Raw genomic sequence first — 17,388 nt, forward strand, 5'->3', positions numbered from 1 at the left:
ACTGAAATCGGCGCATTTTGCACCGCAAATAACGGGTATCGCTGAATAATATGACCGACGCCGCATTGAAGCCGACGCCGAATGATTGCCCCCTGCCACGCAGGCGGGCTGACTTCGCCACGTTCAACGAGGCTATCGATTACGCCGCCAGAAGCGAAAAGGGCCTCAATTTTCACGATATGCGGGGCGAACTGATACGCGCCTATCGCTTTGCCGAGATGCGCGATGACGCGCTGGTGATGGCGCGGCGCATGGCCGCCGCCGGTATCGGCAAGGAAGACCGGATCGCACTGATTGCGGAAACCGGCCCCGAATTTGCCGCTCTGTTCTGTGCCTGCATCTATGCCGGCGCCTGGCCGGTGCCACTGCCGCTGCCCACCACTTTCGGCGGCAAGGAAAGTTATATCGATCAGCTGGCGGTGCAGTTGCAGAGCTGCGACCCAAAGCTGCTGCTGTTCCCCGAAGAGATCGCCGAAATGGCCAGAACCGCCGCCGCCAAGCAAGGCTGCGCGAGCGAATCCTGGCAAGATTTCGCCCGGCGCGAGGCGCCCGAATGCGAATTGCCCGAGGCCGATCCGGAAGACATTTGCTACCTGCAATATTCCTCCGGCTCGACCCGCTTCCCTACCGGGGTGGCAGTGACGCACCGCGCCTTGCTGCACAATCTTTATGGTCACGCCACCTCGATGAACCTGGGCAGCGGTGACCGTGTGGTCAGCTGGCTGCCGTGGTATCACGATATGGGGCTGGTCGGGTGTTTCCTGTCGCTGATCGCCAACCAGGTAAGCTGTGACTATCTCAAGCCTGACCATTTCGCGCGCCGCCCGCTTGCCTGGCTCGACATGATCAGCCGCAATCCGGGCAATACACTCTCCTATTCGCCCACCTTCGGTTATGACATTTGCGCACGCCGCATTTCGAGCCAGAGCCATGTGGCAGAGCGCTTTGACCTGTCGCGCTGGCGGGTTGCAGGCAATGGCGCGGACATGATCCGGCCCGACGTAATGCAGAATTTCGTCAACGCCTTTTCCGACGCAGGGTTCAAAGCCAATGCCTTCACGCCCAGTTATGGCTTGGCTGAAGCTGTTCTGGCCGTGACTGTCATGCCGCCGGGCGAGGGGATCCGGGTCGAACTGGTGGAGGAAGAACGCCTTTCGGGCACCCCGCGCGATCTTTCGCGCCCGGCCCGCTATCGCGCGATCGTCAATTGCGGCAAGCCGCTGCCCGACATGGAGGTCGAGATCCGCGGCGAGAACGGCGAGCAGCGCGGCGATCACCAGATCGGCAAGGTGTGGTGCCGCGGCCCCAGCGTGATGCATTCCTATTTTCGCAATCCCGAAGCAACCGAAGACTGCCTTGTCCCAAGCAAGGATGGCAAGGGAGCCTGGCTCGACACGGGCGACATGGGCTATCTTGGCGATGGTTATCTGTTCGTTGTCGGCCGCGCGAAGGACATGATCATCATCAATGGCAAGAACCACTGGCCGCAAGACATCGAATGGGCGGTGGAACAGCTGCCCGGCTTCAACCATGGCGATATAGCAGCCTTTGCGATCGAGATGGACAATGGTGAAGAGGCGCCCGCAGTGCTGGTGCATTGCCGCGTGTCCGACCCCGAAGAGCGGGTACGCCTGCGTGACGAGATTGCCGACAAGGTTCGCTCTGTCACCGGCATGAGCTGCGTTGTCGAGCTGGTGCCGCCGCGCACCCTGCCGCGCACGTCATCGGGCAAATTGAGCCGCGCCAAGGCGAAGAAGCTGTATCTGTCGGGTGAAATCCAGCCGCTCGACCTGGCGGCCTGACTTCAAGGTTCAAGCAAGACCGTTCAGCCGAGTGCGGGCGAAGCACGCTCAATGATCGCGCGCGCATCAACCGCCTGATCGAACGCACCATAGGCCATGCCCCGTCCAGTAAGCCGCAGGCTGCAAAAAGCATCGGCAACGGGGCTTTCCCATTCCAGCAGAACCGCCGCCTGCGCCGCCAGGGCAGCACGCTCAACCGCTAGCCGAGCTGTCGCCTCGTTCACCCCGGCAAGATCGAACCCATCGAGCCAATTGTCATAGGCCCGGTTCTTGCCGCGTTGCTTCATCAGCCAGGCACGTAGCGCCTCGACTGCCTCTGGCTCGCGGCCAAGCGCGCGCAGCACATCAAGCGCGATGACATTGCCCGATCCCTCCCAGATCGCATTGAGCGGCGATTGTCGGAACAGGCGCGGCATCGGGCCGGTTTCGACATAGCCGGCGCCGCCATGTGCCTCCATCGCCTCATAGACCATCAGTGGCGCCCGCTTGCACACCCAATATTTGGCCACGGGCGTAAGTAGCCGCGCAAGTGGATCGCCTTCATCAAAGGTTTGCGCCAGGCGCATGCCCAGCGCGCACGCCGCCTCACTCTCCAGCGCCAGATCGGCCAGCACTGCCGCCATCGCAGGCTGGTCAATCAGCCGTTTCTGGAAGGCAGAGCGATGCGCGGTGTGCCACATTGCCTGCGCCAACGCCGCGCGCATCTGGCTGGCCGAACCCATCACGCAATCGAGCCTGGTGTGCTGCACCATCTGGATGATGGTTGCGACGCCGCGCCCCTCTGGCCCAACACGCTGCGCCAGTGCGCCGTGATATTCGACTTCGGACGAAGCGTTCGAGCGGTCACCCAGCTTGTCTTTCAGCCGCATCACACGAAAGCCGGGATTGCGCGTGCCATCGGGCAGCCAGCGCGGCAGCAGGAAGCAGGTCAAACCGCCCTCGGCATAGGCGAGCGTCAGGAAGGCATCGCACATCGGGGCGGAACAGAACCATTTGTGGCCGGTGAGACTGTACCAGCCATCTTCGCCGACCGGATCGGCCCGCGTGGTATTGGACCGCACATCGGAGCCGCCTTGCTTCTCGGTCATCGCCATGCCGATCGTAACGCCGGCCTTTTCGGGCGCGGGCCGCACAGCGGGATCGTAATGCCCGGCCTTGATCCGGGGCACCCACTCGCGCGCGACAGAATCCTCGGCCTGCAGCGACGGCACGGCGGCATAGGTCATCGTCATCGGGCAGGTAGTGCCGCAATCGACCTGCGCGGTGAGGTAAAGCACCGAAGCATGCGCCACATGCCCCGCCGGCTGCCCCGCCCAGGCAATCGAGGCAAAACCGTTGTCCAGGCCGAGTCGCATCAGCTCGTGGTAAGCCGGGTGGAAGCGCACTTCGTCGATGCGGTGGCCATAGCGGTCATGCGTTTCCAGCACGGGCAAGCTGCGATTGGCCTCTACCCCCCATTCGATCGCTTCACCGCTGCCACATATGGCGCCAAGCTTTGAAAGATGAGGGGCATGCACCGCACCGCCCGCTGCTGCGACGGCTTCATTCAGGGCCCGATCAGAGGCAAACAGATCCACACCTTCAAGCGGAGGGGGTTGGTTGTAAACCTCATGGGTTCCAAGTTCGCTCAGAGGCTTGATGGTGCTCAAATCCTTGCTTCCCATTCCAGCTTCATTTCACATCCAGGCAGCGGGTGAATTGCTATTGGTCAATTTCTCCCCAGCGTGCGCGCACATTGTCGGCGCGCCGGTCGGGCATTGCGGTGGCCGGGATCCCGCGCTCGGCCAACAGCGTAACCGTACGTTCGACATTCTCGGGATTGCCTTCGATCACGATCGGCAGGCCTAGCCGTTGTGCTCCCCAAACAATCAGCGACAGGGCGGCCTCACCCCTTGCCGTTGGCTCGCCATCGGCAAAGGGAATTGCCGGAAGCGGGCGGGTTGGCGGCAGCAGTTCAACCTGCCAGTCGGGCTCGGTTGAAACGATGCGCCGCTCCAGTTCGCGATAGGTCGAAAGCGTGGCGCCTTCGAGCGGCTTGGCCCGAACCACCGCACGGCGGCGCTGCCGATCGATCACCACGTCGTCCTCACTCACCCCTGCCACCAGCGCCAGGCGCTGGGCAAGGGCCTCTACGCGACGCGTCGCGGCGGCTTCCTCGCGCTCACGGGTGGCGGAAAGCTCCGCCTGCTGCGCGGCAGTGGCGCTGGTGCCGACCTGATACTGGTTGATCGTAAGTTGCACCGGGCGGCCCAGAACGCGCGCCAGGGATCGTTCGCCCTTTGCTTCGGCATCTGCAACAAGGCGCGGTGTCAACACGGTCGCATCGATCCGCACAGGATCTGCATCAAAATCAACGTCAACCTGGCTCAGCCGCGAGCGCGGGTCGAATTCGTCCAGGATCTCGCCGCGCACCTGCCGCTGCGCATTGGCTTCCCAGGCAATCTGCTGCAAGGAAAAACCAAGCGGAACAGCCAGTGCAACGAAGACCACCGCCACGGCGACATTCTGGTAGAATGTATTGCGCTCGCTCAGCGTGGTGCGGAAACCATAAAGCCGCGCCATCCCCCATGCGGTCAGCGCGATGGTGATGAGGTTGGTCACATACAGCAGTAACGCGCCCGAAAATACCGTCCAGTTGAAGGTCGCAAGGCCGAACCCGACCACCGCCAGCGGCGGCATCAAGGCGGTTGCGATCGCCACGCCCACGATCGTGCCCTCGCGCCCGCGGATCATCGCATAGGCACCGGCCAATGCCGAGAACAGCGCCACCAGCAGGTCGAACAGATTGGGCTGGGTGCGCGAGGCAATTTCAGGCGTCACGGTCTGGATCGGCGACAAGAACACCACGAGCGCGCACAGCACCACCGCCATCGCCGATCCCCAGGCGAGCGAGCGCGCGGATTGCTTGAGCCAGTTGTAATCCCCGATTGCCAGGGCAAAGCCCAGCCCCATGATCGGGCCCATCAGCGGCGATAGCAGCATGGCGCCGATAACCACCGCCGGGGACGAAAGCAGCAGGCCCAGGATCGCGATGCCGCCGGACATTGCGGTCATGAACAGATAACGCTCGCTCAGCCCGCACTCCTCGCGGCGATTCTCGATCACGGCAGCCTGGTCAACCGTGCCGACCACGTCCTGCAGCCACCAGCGGCGCCAGCTGAACAATACGCGCGAGAAACTGGATGACGTCCCGCGTGCGCCATCGCCAGGCGCGGCGCTTTGCGGTGCAGAAGTTTCAGCCAAATTTCCGTTCCGTTCCAAATGGCGGGCCAGGGCAATGTAGCCCCTTGAGCTGGCAAACGAAAGCATGGACGCGCGGGCGCGAATAAGCCACAATTCTTGAAGTTTGTGTTTTAGTGCACTAATACAGTATGCGAAGGGCGCTTACCGCCATCCCAGGGAGCTTGAAGACCGATCATGAGCACGCAGGAAACCCCAGCCAAGACGGCGACCGATTTCGAACTCAGCCCGCCCGATCCGGTGCCTACGATTACGCCGGAAAAGGCGGTCGGCCTGGTGCCGGTAAGCGAGGAAAAGCGCTCCAAGCTTGAGGAAAAGGTCGAAGGATTTGTGGCCGAACTGGTGGCCGAGGATGCCAATTCGCCCGCCTTCGGCGAAAAGGTCGACCAGATCACACGCATGGGCCAGGAACAGATCCGTGCCGCCGCCGCCATGTCCAACCGCTTCCTCGACCGCCCGGTGCGGGCAATGGACCAGGACAATGGCGTGGGCAATGATTTGCTCGAGCTGCGCAAGACTGTTGAGGACCTTGATCCCGGGCGCAAAGGAAAGATGCGCGGGCGCAAGCTGTTCGGGATCATCCCCTTCGGCAACAAGCTGCAGCGCTATTTTGACAGCTACACTTCCGCCCAGGGCCATATCCAGGCGATCCTTGAGCGGCTCGCCTCGGGCAAGAGGGAACTCTACGAGGACAATGCCGCAATCGATGTCGAGCGCCAGAAATTGTGGGAGGCGATGGGCGAGCTGGAACAGATGATCCATATCGCCAAAAAGCTCGACACCAGGCTGGAAGAAAAGGCGGACGAACTTGATTCGATCGATCCCGCCAAGGCCAAGGCACTGCGCGAAAGCGCGCTGTTCTATGTCCGCCAGCGCACGCAGGATCTGCTCACTCAAATGGCGGTGAGCGTGCAGGGTTACCTCGCGCTCGATCTCGTGAAGAAGAACAATGTCGAACTGGTCAAGGGCGTCGACCGTGCCAGCACCACCACTGTGGGGGCCTTGCGCACAGCAGTTACCGTGGCGCAGGCGATGACCAACCAGCGGCTGGTGCTGGGGCAGATCACTTCGCTCAACCAGACCACCAGCGACATCATCGATTCGACCAGCACCATGCTGCGCGACCAGACCGGCAAGATCCATGAACAGGCGGCCTCGAGCACGATCCCGCTCGAAACGCTGCAGCGCGCCTTCCAGAACATCTATGACACGATGGACGAGGTCGACGAGTTCAAGGTGCGCGCGCTTTCGAGCATGAAGCAGACAGTCGATACGCTATCCGCCGAGGTCGAGAAGTCGAAAGGATATATTGCGCGTGCGGAAGGGCAGGCGCAGGCGCAGAAGAAGGTTTCGTCCGAACCGGGTCTGTTGGCGCTTGAAAAATAATGGCCGATTCAACCAGAGAGTCTGACGCAATCCTGAGCGCGGCAGGCCGTTCGCTGCAGGTGCAGCGCGAAGGCGGCACGCATCGCCCGGCGAAGAACATCGGCAAGGGCTCTGCCGAGCTCAAGCTCAAGAACTGGATCCGCAGGGCAGGCTATTTCGGCGGCGCCGTGGTGGCGATCATGCTGGCGGCCACCGCTGCCGGGATCATCCTTGACGGGATAGGTTTCATCGGCGTGGTGATGACCTTCTTCGCGGTGGTCGCGGCGCTTGCAGTATTCGCCAATTTTCCCAAGGTGAAGGTGCCGCAGCGCGCCGACCTCAAGAAAGGCGATGCCAAGCAGATGGTGGCGCGCACCGAATTGTGGCTGGAGGCGCAGCGCCCTGCGCTGCCCCCGCCCGCAGTGCAGATCGTCGACCAGCTTGGCGTGCAGCTCGATGCGCTGGGGTTGCAATTGCAGGCCATCGACCAGGCCGATCCCGCGGTGAACGAAGTGCGCGAACTGGTGGGCGAATATATTCCCGAGACGATCGAGAATTACCGCAAGATCCCGGCCCATCTGCGCCGCGAGCAACATGTCGGCAAGACTGCCGACGAGCGGCTGATCGAAAGCCTTTCGAAGATCAGCGGCGAGGTTGATCGCGTGACCAGGCGGCTGGCCGAAGGCGCGCTTGACGATCTGGCGGTTAAATCGCGCTATCTCGACTATCGCTTCGGCGGCGCTGAAGCGCTGGAGGATCACAGCAAATGAGAGTCGCCCTGCCGCATGATCTTGGGCGCGAAGAGGTGCGCCATCGCCTGAGCACCCGCAGCCACGAAATTGCCGATTATCTGCCGGGTGGCATCGCCGATGTCGAGACTGACTGGGTCAGCGAGGATCGCATGGCGCTGCTGGTATCCGCCATGGGGCAGAACATCACCGGCCATATCGACATAGAGGACCGGCAGGTGATCTTCGAAATCACGCTGCCGAGGATGCTGTCGTTCATCGAGCCGGTGATCGAAAAGGCGATCCGCAAGGATGGCCCGAAAATGCTGGAAGCGCCGAAATAACGCGTCCTAAGCGGGGCGCATCAGCAAGCTCACACCCGCCCCGGAAAAATCGATCGCTTCGAGCGATGGCGCATAGGCGCAGCCCCCGGCCACCAGCACCCCGCCGCCATCAAGCGCAAGCTCTCCTTCAAGCGGGAGCGCCAGAAGCGCCCCGTCATATGCAAGGGCGAATTCCGCATCGGGCGCGCCCACGATCCGGTCGAGCCGGAAGTGCGGCCCGTCAACAAGACACTGCGTTCTCTCGGCTGTCCTTTGGCGCAAATCCGCCGGATAGGGTGCCCGCCGTGCCACGTCGAGCGCACGATCGAGATGCAATTCGCGCGGGCGGCCATAGTCATACAGACGAAAGGTGGTGTCGCTGTTCTGCTGCACTTCGACCAGCGACAGCCCAGGGCCTATGGCGTGGATCGTGCCGGCCGGGAGGTAGAAGAAATCTCCCGCCGCAACCTTGTGCCATGCCAATAGCTGCTCGATGCTGCCGTCCTGCGCCGCACGGCGCAGCTGCTCCTCGCCCGCCGTCTCGCGCAGGCCGATAGCAATGCACGCCTCCGGTTCGGCGGCGATGATCAGCCAGCATTCCTCCTTGCCCTGCTCGCCCGCAAGCGCCTGCGCATCGGAAGGATGGACCTGGACCGAAAGCTTGTCGCTGGTGAACAGGAACTTCACCAGCAGGTTGCCAAGCTCAGCTGGCGGTTCGAACCAGATTTCGCCGATCCGCTGGCCACAGGGTGCGGCAAAGGGCGGCGGCAGAGTATCCCTGCCCCACACTTTCTCGACCATCCGGGTGGTCAGCGCGCGGGCACTGGTCATTGCGGGGCTCATTGCTCCTTCGCCCCGCCCAGCTTGCCGACATGCGGGGCCGCATCGCGGGTGGTCACCAGAACCTCGTCCCCGTCAACGATCACGCACACATCCTTCAGCCCCAGCACCGAGATGCGCGGCCCGTCGCTCACCGCCAGCACGTTCTCGCAATCGACCAGTTCCGCATTTGCAGGGGCGTGATTGCCCGCGGCATCGCGGGGCATGGTATCCTGCAGGCTCGCCCAATTGCCAATGTCCGACCAGCCCATCGCCGCCGGCACCATTGCCGCGCGGCGCGTGTTTTCCATCACCGCATAGTCGATCGATTCGCCCTCGATTGCCGCGAAGGGCTCTGCCGCCGGGTTGAACTCCGCGCCCTTTACGCTGCCTTGGCGGACCGCCTGCTGGACCGCTTCGACCATCGCCGGGCGGTGGGTGGCAAGCTCTGCCAGCAATGCGCCCGCGCGGAATGCGAAGATGCCGCCGTTCCAGGCATAGGTGCCATCGGCGAGGAAGGCCTGCGCCGTCTCGAGCGAGGGCTTCTCGACGAAACGCTCGACCTCGAAGCCGCCTGCCAAGGCATCCCCGCGCTTGATATAGCCATAGCCGACCTCTGGCCGGTCAGGAGTGATCGCCAGCGACACCAGCCAGCCATCGCGCGCAAGAGCCGCTGCCGCCAGCGCCGCCGCATGGAAAGCTGCCGTGTCGGCGATATGATGATCGCTCGGGCACACCAGCATCACCGCATCGGGATCAAGCCGCGCCGCCGCCAGCGCCACCGCCGGCGCGGTGTTCTTCGCCGCCGGCTCGACGATCAGCGCGCCCGGCGCCAGCTCGCCCGCCTGCTCCCTTATCAACGGCACATGGTCCGCGCCGGCCACCAGCATGGGCGGTGCGAAGATGGCCTCGTCACTGCAGCGAGCGAGCGTCTGTTGCAGCAGCGTCTCATCGCCCAGCAGGGGCAGGAAAGGCTTGGGGCTTTGCTTGCGGCTGCGCGGCCACAGCCGGGTGCCCCCGCCGCCGCACAGGATCACCGGATGAATCAGCATGTCATTGGAGGAATGTGACATTCGCATGCTCTAACAAGGCCGGGGCAGGCAGGCCATAAGGAAACGCCTGGCGAGCGCACCTAGCGCGCGCGGCGAAAGCGCTGCTCCCAGCCGAATTCGGCTTCGATCGGTGTCCCGCGTGCGTTGCGCGCCGGCTTGAAACGAAAGCGTGCCATGGCCAGCTCGCAGGTGCGCGCGTCGGTTTCGGGCAGCCCGCTCGAGCGGAACACGCGGCAGCGCCTTGGCAAGCCGTCGGTGCCGACAAGGATCGCGATCCGCACCGCCCGGCCAAAACGCACTTCGCGCCCGCCATCAGGAACGGGATAATCGCGCGCCGAATCGATCGTGCCTGCGATTTTGACCGGGCCGGTGGCCATGCTGGAACCTTGGCCGCTGCCTTCATCCCCGCTGCCAGTGCCTGCGCCCTCACCGCTGGCACCGGTGCCTTCGCCGCTGGTGGTAGCACCGGAAGTTGCGGCGTCGCCGGTGGAGGATGCCTGCGGAAGAGCACGATCAGGCTTTGGCGTCACCCTGGGCGTGGGCGCGCTGACCGGATCGGGCACCGCCTCTTCCCCCGGATCGCCCGCCATCCCTTCATCGGGCTCATCGGGCGGGTCATCCGGCGGCGCGGTAACAGTGACGGTGAACGCCTCAACCACGCCGCGCTCGATCGTGGCGGTGACTTGCGGAACCAGCGCTTTCGCTAGCCCGTAAAGCGCGAGCAAATGGAGCAGCACAATCAGCGCGATCATGCCGGGGCGCAGCTTGCGGCGCTGCTTCAGAAACCCTTCGCCCGGACCAGCCATGAGGCACCAATATCGCGCCTCACCCCGAATACAAACCGCCCAAATGTAAACGGCGGAGCCCGAAGGCCCCGCCGCTCTGTTCACATTCTATGATCTACGGGGATCAGAATTTGTAGCGTGCTCCTACCTGGATCTTCCAGGCAGAGCTTGAGATCCCGACAGACGTATCATCGTCCGGATTAAAGCCGGAAATGACGTAGCGCCCTGCGCTATCTACCGCGACATCGACGACATCGACCTGACTGTTCCTGAACTTTAGCCGGTTCCAGCTACTGTCGAGGAAGTTGAGGAAGTTGTCGAAATCCATGAACAGCTCGACCTTGTCTTCTACAACGTTCGTCAAGCTTCCGAGGAAAGGCAACTCCTGGCTGAAACGCAGGTCCATATCATACTGCCATGGGTTGCGGCAGGAATTGCGCGCAATCGAAGCCCCCGGTGTGAACTTGCAGTTTGTAGTCCCGACATAATCGATCAGTGCCTGTACTGCCGCTGGGTCAGAGGTAGGTGCGAGATTCGGATCGTTCACACCTGACGGCACATAGAGCAGTGCATTGTCGCTCCCAGACGCGCTGTCGTTGAAAACCCCGCCCCCATCAAAGGTCAGGCTATAGGGCCTGCCCGAACTAGCACGGAAAAACACGCCCAGCCGCGTCGCAAAATCGCCGAAGAACTCTTCTTTGAAGCTGAGAGCTGCGGTGACGTTGTGGCGCGTTTCGAAATTCGAGGTCGATACCGCCGGATTTTGCCGGTCGAACGCAGCCGTGACATCAAACGACGAAGTCGCTGTCGAAGAGCCATTGTCACGATTGTTTTCCGAATCGGTATAGGCATAACCAAAGCGGAAGTTGACGCTGCCCCCATCGGTAAAGAGGCCATCGAACCGCTTCGACAGCAAGATCGAGGCGATATGGCTCTCATAATCAGGGCCATTAGTCAGCTGGATCTCGTCATCGCGGCCAATACGATTGAAGCAGGCAGCCGTGACATTCTGCCAAACCGGCGGTGTGCCGCCGGTGCCTGCCAGAGTGGCGTTACAGCCAGCAGCATCAGGATCGGTCGGATCAATCGCGGCATAGATTGGACGACCATCAACAGTAAAGCCATTGAGGCCGCGGCTAATATTAGGCGCTTGCGACAGATCGACAAAGTTGATCGTGTCATTGAACCGCGAATAGATATAATCAAGGTTCAGACGCCAATCGCTGAAGAACCCGCCATCGGTCCCGAACGTGGATGAAAAACCCAGATTGGCACGCAGCACCGTGGGGACATCGAAATTGGGATCGGTCGATTGCGTATCGGCAAGTCCGGCCGCTGCCTGCGCCGATCCGCCCGCCACAACGCAGCTGGGGAAACCGGCGAATTGTCCGCCGGACAGAACGCTGGTCGGGAATTCGCCTGGAGCGCAGCTGAGCGAAGTGCCGAGTCCGGTCGAGAATCCATTGTTCGAGAACGCGTTGGAGAAATAGACTACCGGATCCCCACCCGAGAACATGCCGACGCCGCCTGTCAGACGCGAGTTGGAAAGGAAGCCATCATTGTCGAATTCATAAGTTGCCGAAAGTCGCGGCAGGATGACCGGATCAAGGCTGCCAAAACTGACGGAATTGGTGAAGCCATAGCGTTCAAGGAAATTCGGGTTCGCACGAGGTGCACCACCCGAATAGGTCTGAACGCGGATGCCGGCGGTCAAGCTGAGTTGATCGGTCGCCTGCCAATCATCCTGGGCGTAGAATGACCAGATCTTGCGGCTGAACAGCGCAGCGGCCTCATTGATGTCTCCGCTGGGGGTAGCGTTGATATCAGCGCCATAGCTCGATCCGTCGAAGATCTCCTCCGCATCGGGGAAGAATTCGGTCCCCTGGTTGACGATGCCCTGCTCGAAGGCATCGAGATTGGCGAAATAGAGTGTCCCCGTTGCATTGACCGCAAACAGATTGAAGACCTGAAGATCATTCAGCTCGGCACCGATCTTGAATTGGTGATCGCCGCCGTCGATGTTCATCTGAAACTTCGCCTGATTAACCCGTGTATCGAGCTGGTTGGCTGAGCGGAAGATGCCAGGGCCAGTGCTCAGAACGCCGAAATCATCATCGCTCGTTCCCAGAATTCCGTCATCGCCTGGTGTGGAAGTGCCAACCGCCAGCCTGACAATCGGGTTTTCGCTTTGCGCTTCACCGCCCCCGAACGGGCCCTGAATGTCTCCTACCTCAGAGCGGCTGAGGCGCACTTCCGTTGAAACCTTGTCTGACCATTCGGAATAAAGGCGTAGCGAGAAATAATCCGATTTTGTGCCTTCATCCTCGAACGAATTGAGGCCGGTCAAATTATCTGAACCGAAATCGGGCTCGATATTCGATTCTTCAAGCCGCTGATAAGTCGCCTCCAGCCTGTGATCGTCAGAAATATACGCATCGATCCGGCCAAAATAGCGTTTGCTGGACTCATCAAGAGTACGCGGGAAGCCGCCAACGTCCTGGCCATACACGTTTTGCGCGATCGACGCGAAACGATCGAACTGATCCTGCGTGATGCCGTCCACTTCGTTGACAAAACCGCCACCTGTTGGCCCTTCGTCATTGGCATCGCCGAGATCGACCTGTTCGTATCCGAGATAAAAGAACAGGCGGTCCTTGATGATCGGTCCGCCCAAGGTGGCGCCCCAGCGTTTCTCGCTCCCAGAAGAAAGCGGCTGCTCCACACCGTCGCCATCGATGATGCTGTTGGCCAGCAGCCCTGAATCGAAATAGGTGTAAAAGGCGCTGCCGTGAAACTCGTTCTCGCCTGATTTGGTCACCACATTGACAAGGCAACCGGTAAAGTCAGAGAATTCAACGTCGAAAGGCGCAAATTCGACCGATGTCGATCGGATCACATCGAAGGGCAACGGCAGCGAGTTGCGCGCCGCGAATGGCGTTCCGTTCAGGCCGAATACGTCAGCCTGTACGATACCGTCGACAGTGAAAGTGTTTGAACGGTCATTACCACCCAAACACGAAATACGATCAACCTCGTTCGAACGTTCGAGACTGACGCGCGGATCAAGCCGAATGATGTCGCGCACATCGCGGCTGATCGAGGGAAAGGCCTCCAGAGTTGCCGTATCGAATGCAACGCCAGGGCCAACCGCCAGCTGAACGGCATTGGCCCGAGCGCCGGTAACCACGATCACACTGTCGCTGGCACCCGTTTCGGTGGCGGTGAGCGCAAAATTGAAACTGGTATTGCCCGAAATGCTGATCGACAGGTCTTCGACCGTCTGGCCTTGATAGCCGGGAGCGGTAACAGTGATCGTATAAGGTCCGCCCGGAACCAGCGCGATGGCACGGAAATTTCCATCGCTACCGGTGCTCAGTGTGCGAGTCTGGCTGGTACGCGTATCGGTGACGGTTACAGTGGCATCGGCGATCGCAGCGCCGCTTTCATCCGTAACGCGCCCTTCAACCCCCGAGGTGATCTGCTGCGCCGCTGCGGGCGTGGCAATCGTGGCGGCGGCAGAAATGCTGACAACGCTCGCTGCCAGAAGATATTTCAATTTCATGGTTAGGCCCCTGATGTGAATGCGAACCGGAATCTAGCGCTCGGCTAAGAACTGGTTAAACGCGCTGCACTGCGGCAAAAAGTCAGTTGCATGACAAAATTGTGAAACACCTGGCCGCACTGGCAGCGCGCAGGCCATCCACGCCCTCTTGACCGGCCTGAAAGCCGCAGAATCCCTAGCGCTTTGGCCAGTGTTGCCGGGGCGCAACAACGCCAGAAAATCAGGGGTATTTCCCCCTGCGTCGCTGAATTCAGGCCAGATTGATCTCGCGCAGACGCTGCTGGAGGAATTCGTGGCTCGAAATCGGCTCGGGAATGTCCGATTCGCTGCCCGCTTCAATGCAGCTGTCCAGCGTTTCGATCACGTAATCGGGCCGGAAATGCAGGAAGAACGGCATGGAGAAACGCGCGCGCCGGGCCGCGTCTCCCTTGGGGTTGACCACACGGTGCGTGGTCGAGCGGAGTTTGCCGTTGGTCAGCCGGTCAAGCATGTCGCCGACATTGATCACCAGCGCACCTTCGGGAACGTCGACCGATTTCCACTCGCCTTGCCTGGTCAGCAATTCAAGCCCGGCCTCTTCGGCGCCGAGCAGCAGGGTGATGGTATTGATGTCGCCATGCGCGGCGGCGCGGATTGCCCCTTCGGGCGCATCCTCGCTGAGCGGCGGATAATGCAGCAGCCGCATCACCGAATTGCCGTCTTCCACTGTGGGCGCAAAATATTCGCGGTCGAGCCCCAGATGCAGCGCAATTGCTTCGAGCACACGCCCGCCGGCCTTCTCGAACGCGGCATAGAGCTCGGTGAACGTCTCGCGAAAGCCCTCGACCTCATCCGGCCAGACATTGGGTGCCATATATTCCGCCAGCGGATGCCCCTCTGGAAGCGAGCGCCCGACGTGCCAGAACTCTTTCAGGTCCTGAACCTCGGCATCCTTGGCCTTTTCCGTACCGAAGGGGGTATAGCCGCGTGCACCGCCGCCGCCGGGAATGTGATAGCCGCGCTTCACCGCTTCCGGCAGCGCGAAGAATTCCTTCGACCTGGCTTCGGCCCGGTCGATCAATTCCTGCGGGATGCCGTGGTCACGAATGACGGCAAAGCCGAATTCGGCAAAGCTGCGGCCCAGTTCATCGGCGATGTTCTCGAGCGGTTGATCGAGTGAAACGGATGCGATTTCAGTCATGACACCATCTTAATAAGGCAGGAACAGGCTGGCCAGCGCCGCGCTCATGAGGTTGGCGAGGCTGCCGGCAGCAAGCGCTCTGATACCGAGCCGCGCTATCACCGGTCTTTGATTTGGCGCAAGCCCCCCCGTCACCGCCATCTGGATCGCGATCGAGGAGAAATTGGCGAAGCCGCACAGCGCGAAAGTGATAATCGCGCGGCTGCGTTCGGTCAGCCCCTCGAGCTGGCCCAGCTCGATGAAGGCGACGAATTCGTTGAGCACGATCTTGGTCCCGAACAGCCCGCCGGCGAGCTGCGCCTGCTGCCAGTCGGCGATGCCGATCAGATACATTACCGGGGCGAAGACCCAGCCGAGGATCCGCTGGAAGGTCAATTCGGGGTAGCCGACCCAACCGCCTAACCCACCGAGGATACCATTGGCCAGCGCCACCAGCGCCACGAACACCATCACCATCGCGCCCACGGCGACCGCCAGCTTGACCCCGGTCTGGGTGCCCTGCGCCGCCGCCTCGATCAGGTTGGCCGGGCGATGCCCTTCCTCGAACGTCTCGGCGACCTCGACTTCGTGGGTGCTGGACCCTTCGGTGATCGCGGCCGGTCCTTCGGCGCTGATCCGCGCATCAGGCAGCACGATCCGCCCCTCGGGCGCTGGCTCGCCTTCGTCGTCGGGCATGATGATCTTGGCCATCAGGATACCGCCGGGCGCCGACATGAAGGCGGCGGCGAGCAGGAAGGGCACCGCGTCCTCGCCGATAAAGCTGGCATAGGCCGCCAGGATCGTGCCGGCGACCCCAGCCATGCCGACGGTCATCAGGGTAAACAGGCGGCTGGGTGAAAGCGCGGCGAGATAGGGCCGCACCACCAGCGGGCTTTCGGACTGGCCGACGAAGATATTGGCCGCCGCGCCAAGTGCCTCGACCTTGCTGATCCCGGTGATCCAGCCGATCGCCCCGCCGACCCAGCGCACCAGCCGCTGCATCACGCCCCAGTGGTAGAGGATCGAGACGATCGCCGCGAAGAACACGATCACCGGCAGCGCCGCGATGACGAAAGTGTTGACGAAGGGGTTGGCGTCCATCGGTCCGAACACCGCGGAAATGCCGACCTTGGAATAGTCCAGCAGGGCAATCACCCCGTTGGACAGCCCCTGGATCGCAGTGACGCCCCATGGCGTACGTAGCACCAGCAGCGCCATCAGCATTTGCAGCGCGAAGGCGGCCCCGACAATCCGAAGCTTGATCCTTCTTTTCCCGTTCGACAGCACAAAGGCGATAGCCAGGATCGCGGCGATCCCGGCAAGACTTACAACAAACTGCGGCATCTGCGCCCCTTTGCGGCCCGACAAGTTGCGGATGAAATCAAACGCTGTCTTGCGCGCGCGCCGCCATTAGTCAATTTTCGCAAGGTGCGAGCGCAAGCTCCGTGCACAGATCATTTCTGCCAGAAGGGCTATTTCCAGCATGAGCGAACACGATACTCCGCAAGCTGCCGCCGCTGCTGCCATGCCGCGTGGCCTGTTCGTGTACATGCTTCTCTATGGCGGAATGACGGTGCTGGCGGGCGTGTTGGCTTATAAACAGGTGCAATTGCCGCCCAGCGATCTTGCGGTGGAAGCGGGCATTTTTGCCTTTCTGACGCTGGTGGTGATTTCGAGCACGGTGGCCCAGCTTTATGGTCAGAAGATTGCCAACCGGATCGTGTGGTGGGGCTTCGTTCCGCTGGGCGTATCGGCGGTGCTCATGCAATTGGTGCTGGCTCTTCCGCCATCGACCGAGATGGTCGCGTTCCGCCCAGACGACCTTGCCGCTTTCGAACAGGTGCACCGATCAACCTGGCGCGTATGGCTGGCCGGGCCCGCCGCCTATCTCACCTCACTGCTGCTCAATGTCTGGATCTTCTCGAAACTGCGCGGCAGCGGTGAGAATTCCACCTTTGGCCTGATGGCGCGCGGCGCGATCGCCTCTGCATTAAGTCAGGCGGTCGATTCGGTGATTTTCATCACGCTCGCCTTCTATGGCGAATTCGACATCACCAATCTGATGATCGGCCAGGTGCTGGCCAAGGTCGCGCTCAGCTTCGTGCTGGTGCCGTTCCTGATCACTGGCGGGGTGGCGCTGGCGCGCAGGCTCGACGCTTCGGCCCGGTAGGCCGGGGCGCACGCCTGTGCGCCGCCGCAGAAAGATCAATCAAGTGCGAAGGTGGTGAATGGCGCAGTCCCGATCTAACCAGTCTCGGGCCTCCATTTCCCTGATTTGCAGGGAATCTACAGGGAAATCGAAATTTTTGGGCCTTTTCGCGCCGCATTGCAGCGCTTGAAACCCGCAGAATACTGCCATTTCTTGAGCCAATTTCCCTACTCTAAGAGCAGGGAAATTTTCTGACTGATCAGGGAAATCGTGACGTCCCTGCAGGGAAGCTGCGCAAGCCTCCAGGGAAAAGAGTTTCGGCTAGATCGCGGTGAGAGGTGGGAGGCAGTATAGCGCGCTATCCCCAGAATTGTTCTTGCTTTGTGCTGACATTTTAATTGGCT

General features: G+C 61.5%; 13 protein-coding genes. 5 read left to right on the top strand and 8 right to left on the bottom strand.

Going from position 1 to position 17,388, the window contains the following annotated elements; translation table 11 throughout:
- Positions 1–50: 50 nt before the first annotated feature.
- Positions 51–1,802: a fatty acyl-AMP ligase gene (locus tag ACX3VQ_RS04990; RefSeq protein ID WP_462579829.1), complete on the top strand. Its 1,752-nt coding sequence runs from the start codon at positions 51–53 to the stop codon at positions 1,800–1,802.
- Between the two features lie 23 nt (positions 1,803–1,825).
- Here the strand turns inward: ACX3VQ_RS04990 and ACX3VQ_RS04995 are convergent, their stop codons facing one another.
- Both ACX3VQ_RS04995 and ACX3VQ_RS05000 read right to left on the bottom strand, forming a co-directional pair.
- Positions 1,826–3,466 (bottom strand): acyl-CoA dehydrogenase family protein, encoded by a 1,641-nt coding sequence (locus ACX3VQ_RS04995; RefSeq protein ID WP_462579830.1) that lies wholly within the window; start codon positions 3,464–3,466, stop codon positions 1,826–1,828.
- A gap of 37 nt (positions 3,467–3,503) precedes the next feature.
- The gene (locus ACX3VQ_RS05000; RefSeq protein WP_462579832.1) at positions 3,504–5,045 is read right to left on the bottom strand and encodes a TIGR00341 family protein; all 1,542 of its coding nucleotides are present in this window, start codon (positions 5,043–5,045) and stop codon (positions 3,504–3,506) included.
- A gap of 174 nt (positions 5,046–5,219) precedes the next feature.
- Between ACX3VQ_RS05000 and ACX3VQ_RS05005 the strand changes: the two genes are divergently transcribed.
- The 3 genes from ACX3VQ_RS05005 to ACX3VQ_RS05015 are packed head-to-tail and all read left to right on the top strand — an operon-like array spanning position 5,220 to position 7,479.
- Positions 5,220–6,428 (top strand): toxic anion resistance protein, encoded by a 1,209-nt coding sequence (locus ACX3VQ_RS05005; protein ID WP_462571186.1) that lies wholly within the window; start codon positions 5,220–5,222, stop codon positions 6,426–6,428.
- Positions 6,428–7,177: a hypothetical protein gene (locus ACX3VQ_RS05010; RefSeq protein ID WP_462579833.1), complete on the top strand. Its 750-nt coding sequence runs from the start codon at positions 6,428–6,430 to the stop codon at positions 7,175–7,177. The genes ACX3VQ_RS05005 and ACX3VQ_RS05010 overlap by 1 nt, the downstream gene beginning before the upstream one ends.
- A complete protein-coding gene (locus tag ACX3VQ_RS05015) occupies positions 7,174–7,479 on the top strand; it encodes a polyhydroxyalkanoic acid system family protein (RefSeq protein WP_462579834.1) in 306 nt (101 codons plus the stop codon). The genes ACX3VQ_RS05010 and ACX3VQ_RS05015 overlap by 4 nt, the downstream gene beginning before the upstream one ends.
- Before the next feature lie 6 nt (positions 7,480–7,485).
- Here the strand turns inward: ACX3VQ_RS05015 and ACX3VQ_RS05020 are convergent, their stop codons facing one another.
- From ACX3VQ_RS05020 to ACX3VQ_RS05045, 6 genes are all read right to left on the bottom strand, one after another.
- A complete protein-coding gene (locus ACX3VQ_RS05020) occupies positions 7,486–8,289 on the bottom strand; it encodes a class I mannose-6-phosphate isomerase (protein ID WP_462579835.1) in 804 nt (267 codons plus the stop codon).
- 8 nt (positions 8,290–8,297) lie between these two features.
- Positions 8,298–9,350 (bottom strand): mannose-1-phosphate guanylyltransferase, encoded by a 1,053-nt coding sequence (locus tag ACX3VQ_RS05025; RefSeq protein WP_462579836.1) that lies wholly within the window; start codon positions 9,348–9,350, stop codon positions 8,298–8,300.
- Positions 9,351–9,409: 59 nt separating this feature from the next.
- On the bottom strand, positions 9,410–10,135 hold the full coding sequence (locus tag ACX3VQ_RS05030) for an energy transducer TonB (protein WP_462579837.1): 726 nt from the start codon (positions 10,133–10,135) through the stop codon (positions 9,410–9,412).
- Positions 10,136–10,238: 103 nt separating this feature from the next.
- Positions 10,239–13,676, bottom strand: a complete 3,438-nt coding sequence (locus tag ACX3VQ_RS05035) for a TonB-dependent receptor (RefSeq protein WP_462579838.1) — start codon at positions 13,674–13,676, stop codon at positions 10,239–10,241.
- Positions 13,677–13,926: 250 nt separating this feature from the next.
- A complete protein-coding gene (locus ACX3VQ_RS05040; RefSeq protein WP_462579839.1) occupies positions 13,927–14,856 on the bottom strand; it encodes an isopenicillin N synthase family dioxygenase in 930 nt (309 codons plus the stop codon).
- 9 nt (positions 14,857–14,865) lie between these two features.
- Positions 14,866–16,179, bottom strand: coding sequence for a NupC/NupG family nucleoside CNT transporter (locus ACX3VQ_RS05045; protein WP_462579840.1), 1,314 nt, complete (start codon positions 16,177–16,179; stop codon positions 14,866–14,868).
- A gap of 139 nt (positions 16,180–16,318) precedes the next feature.
- Between ACX3VQ_RS05045 and ACX3VQ_RS05050 the strand changes: the two genes are divergently transcribed.
- The gene (locus ACX3VQ_RS05050) at positions 16,319–17,005 is read left to right on the top strand and encodes a queuosine precursor transporter (RefSeq protein WP_462579841.1); all 687 of its coding nucleotides are present in this window, start codon (positions 16,319–16,321) and stop codon (positions 17,003–17,005) included.
- Positions 17,006–17,388 lie beyond the last annotated feature (383 nt).

The organism is Altererythrobacter chaiwopuensis (assembly GCF_054957735.1).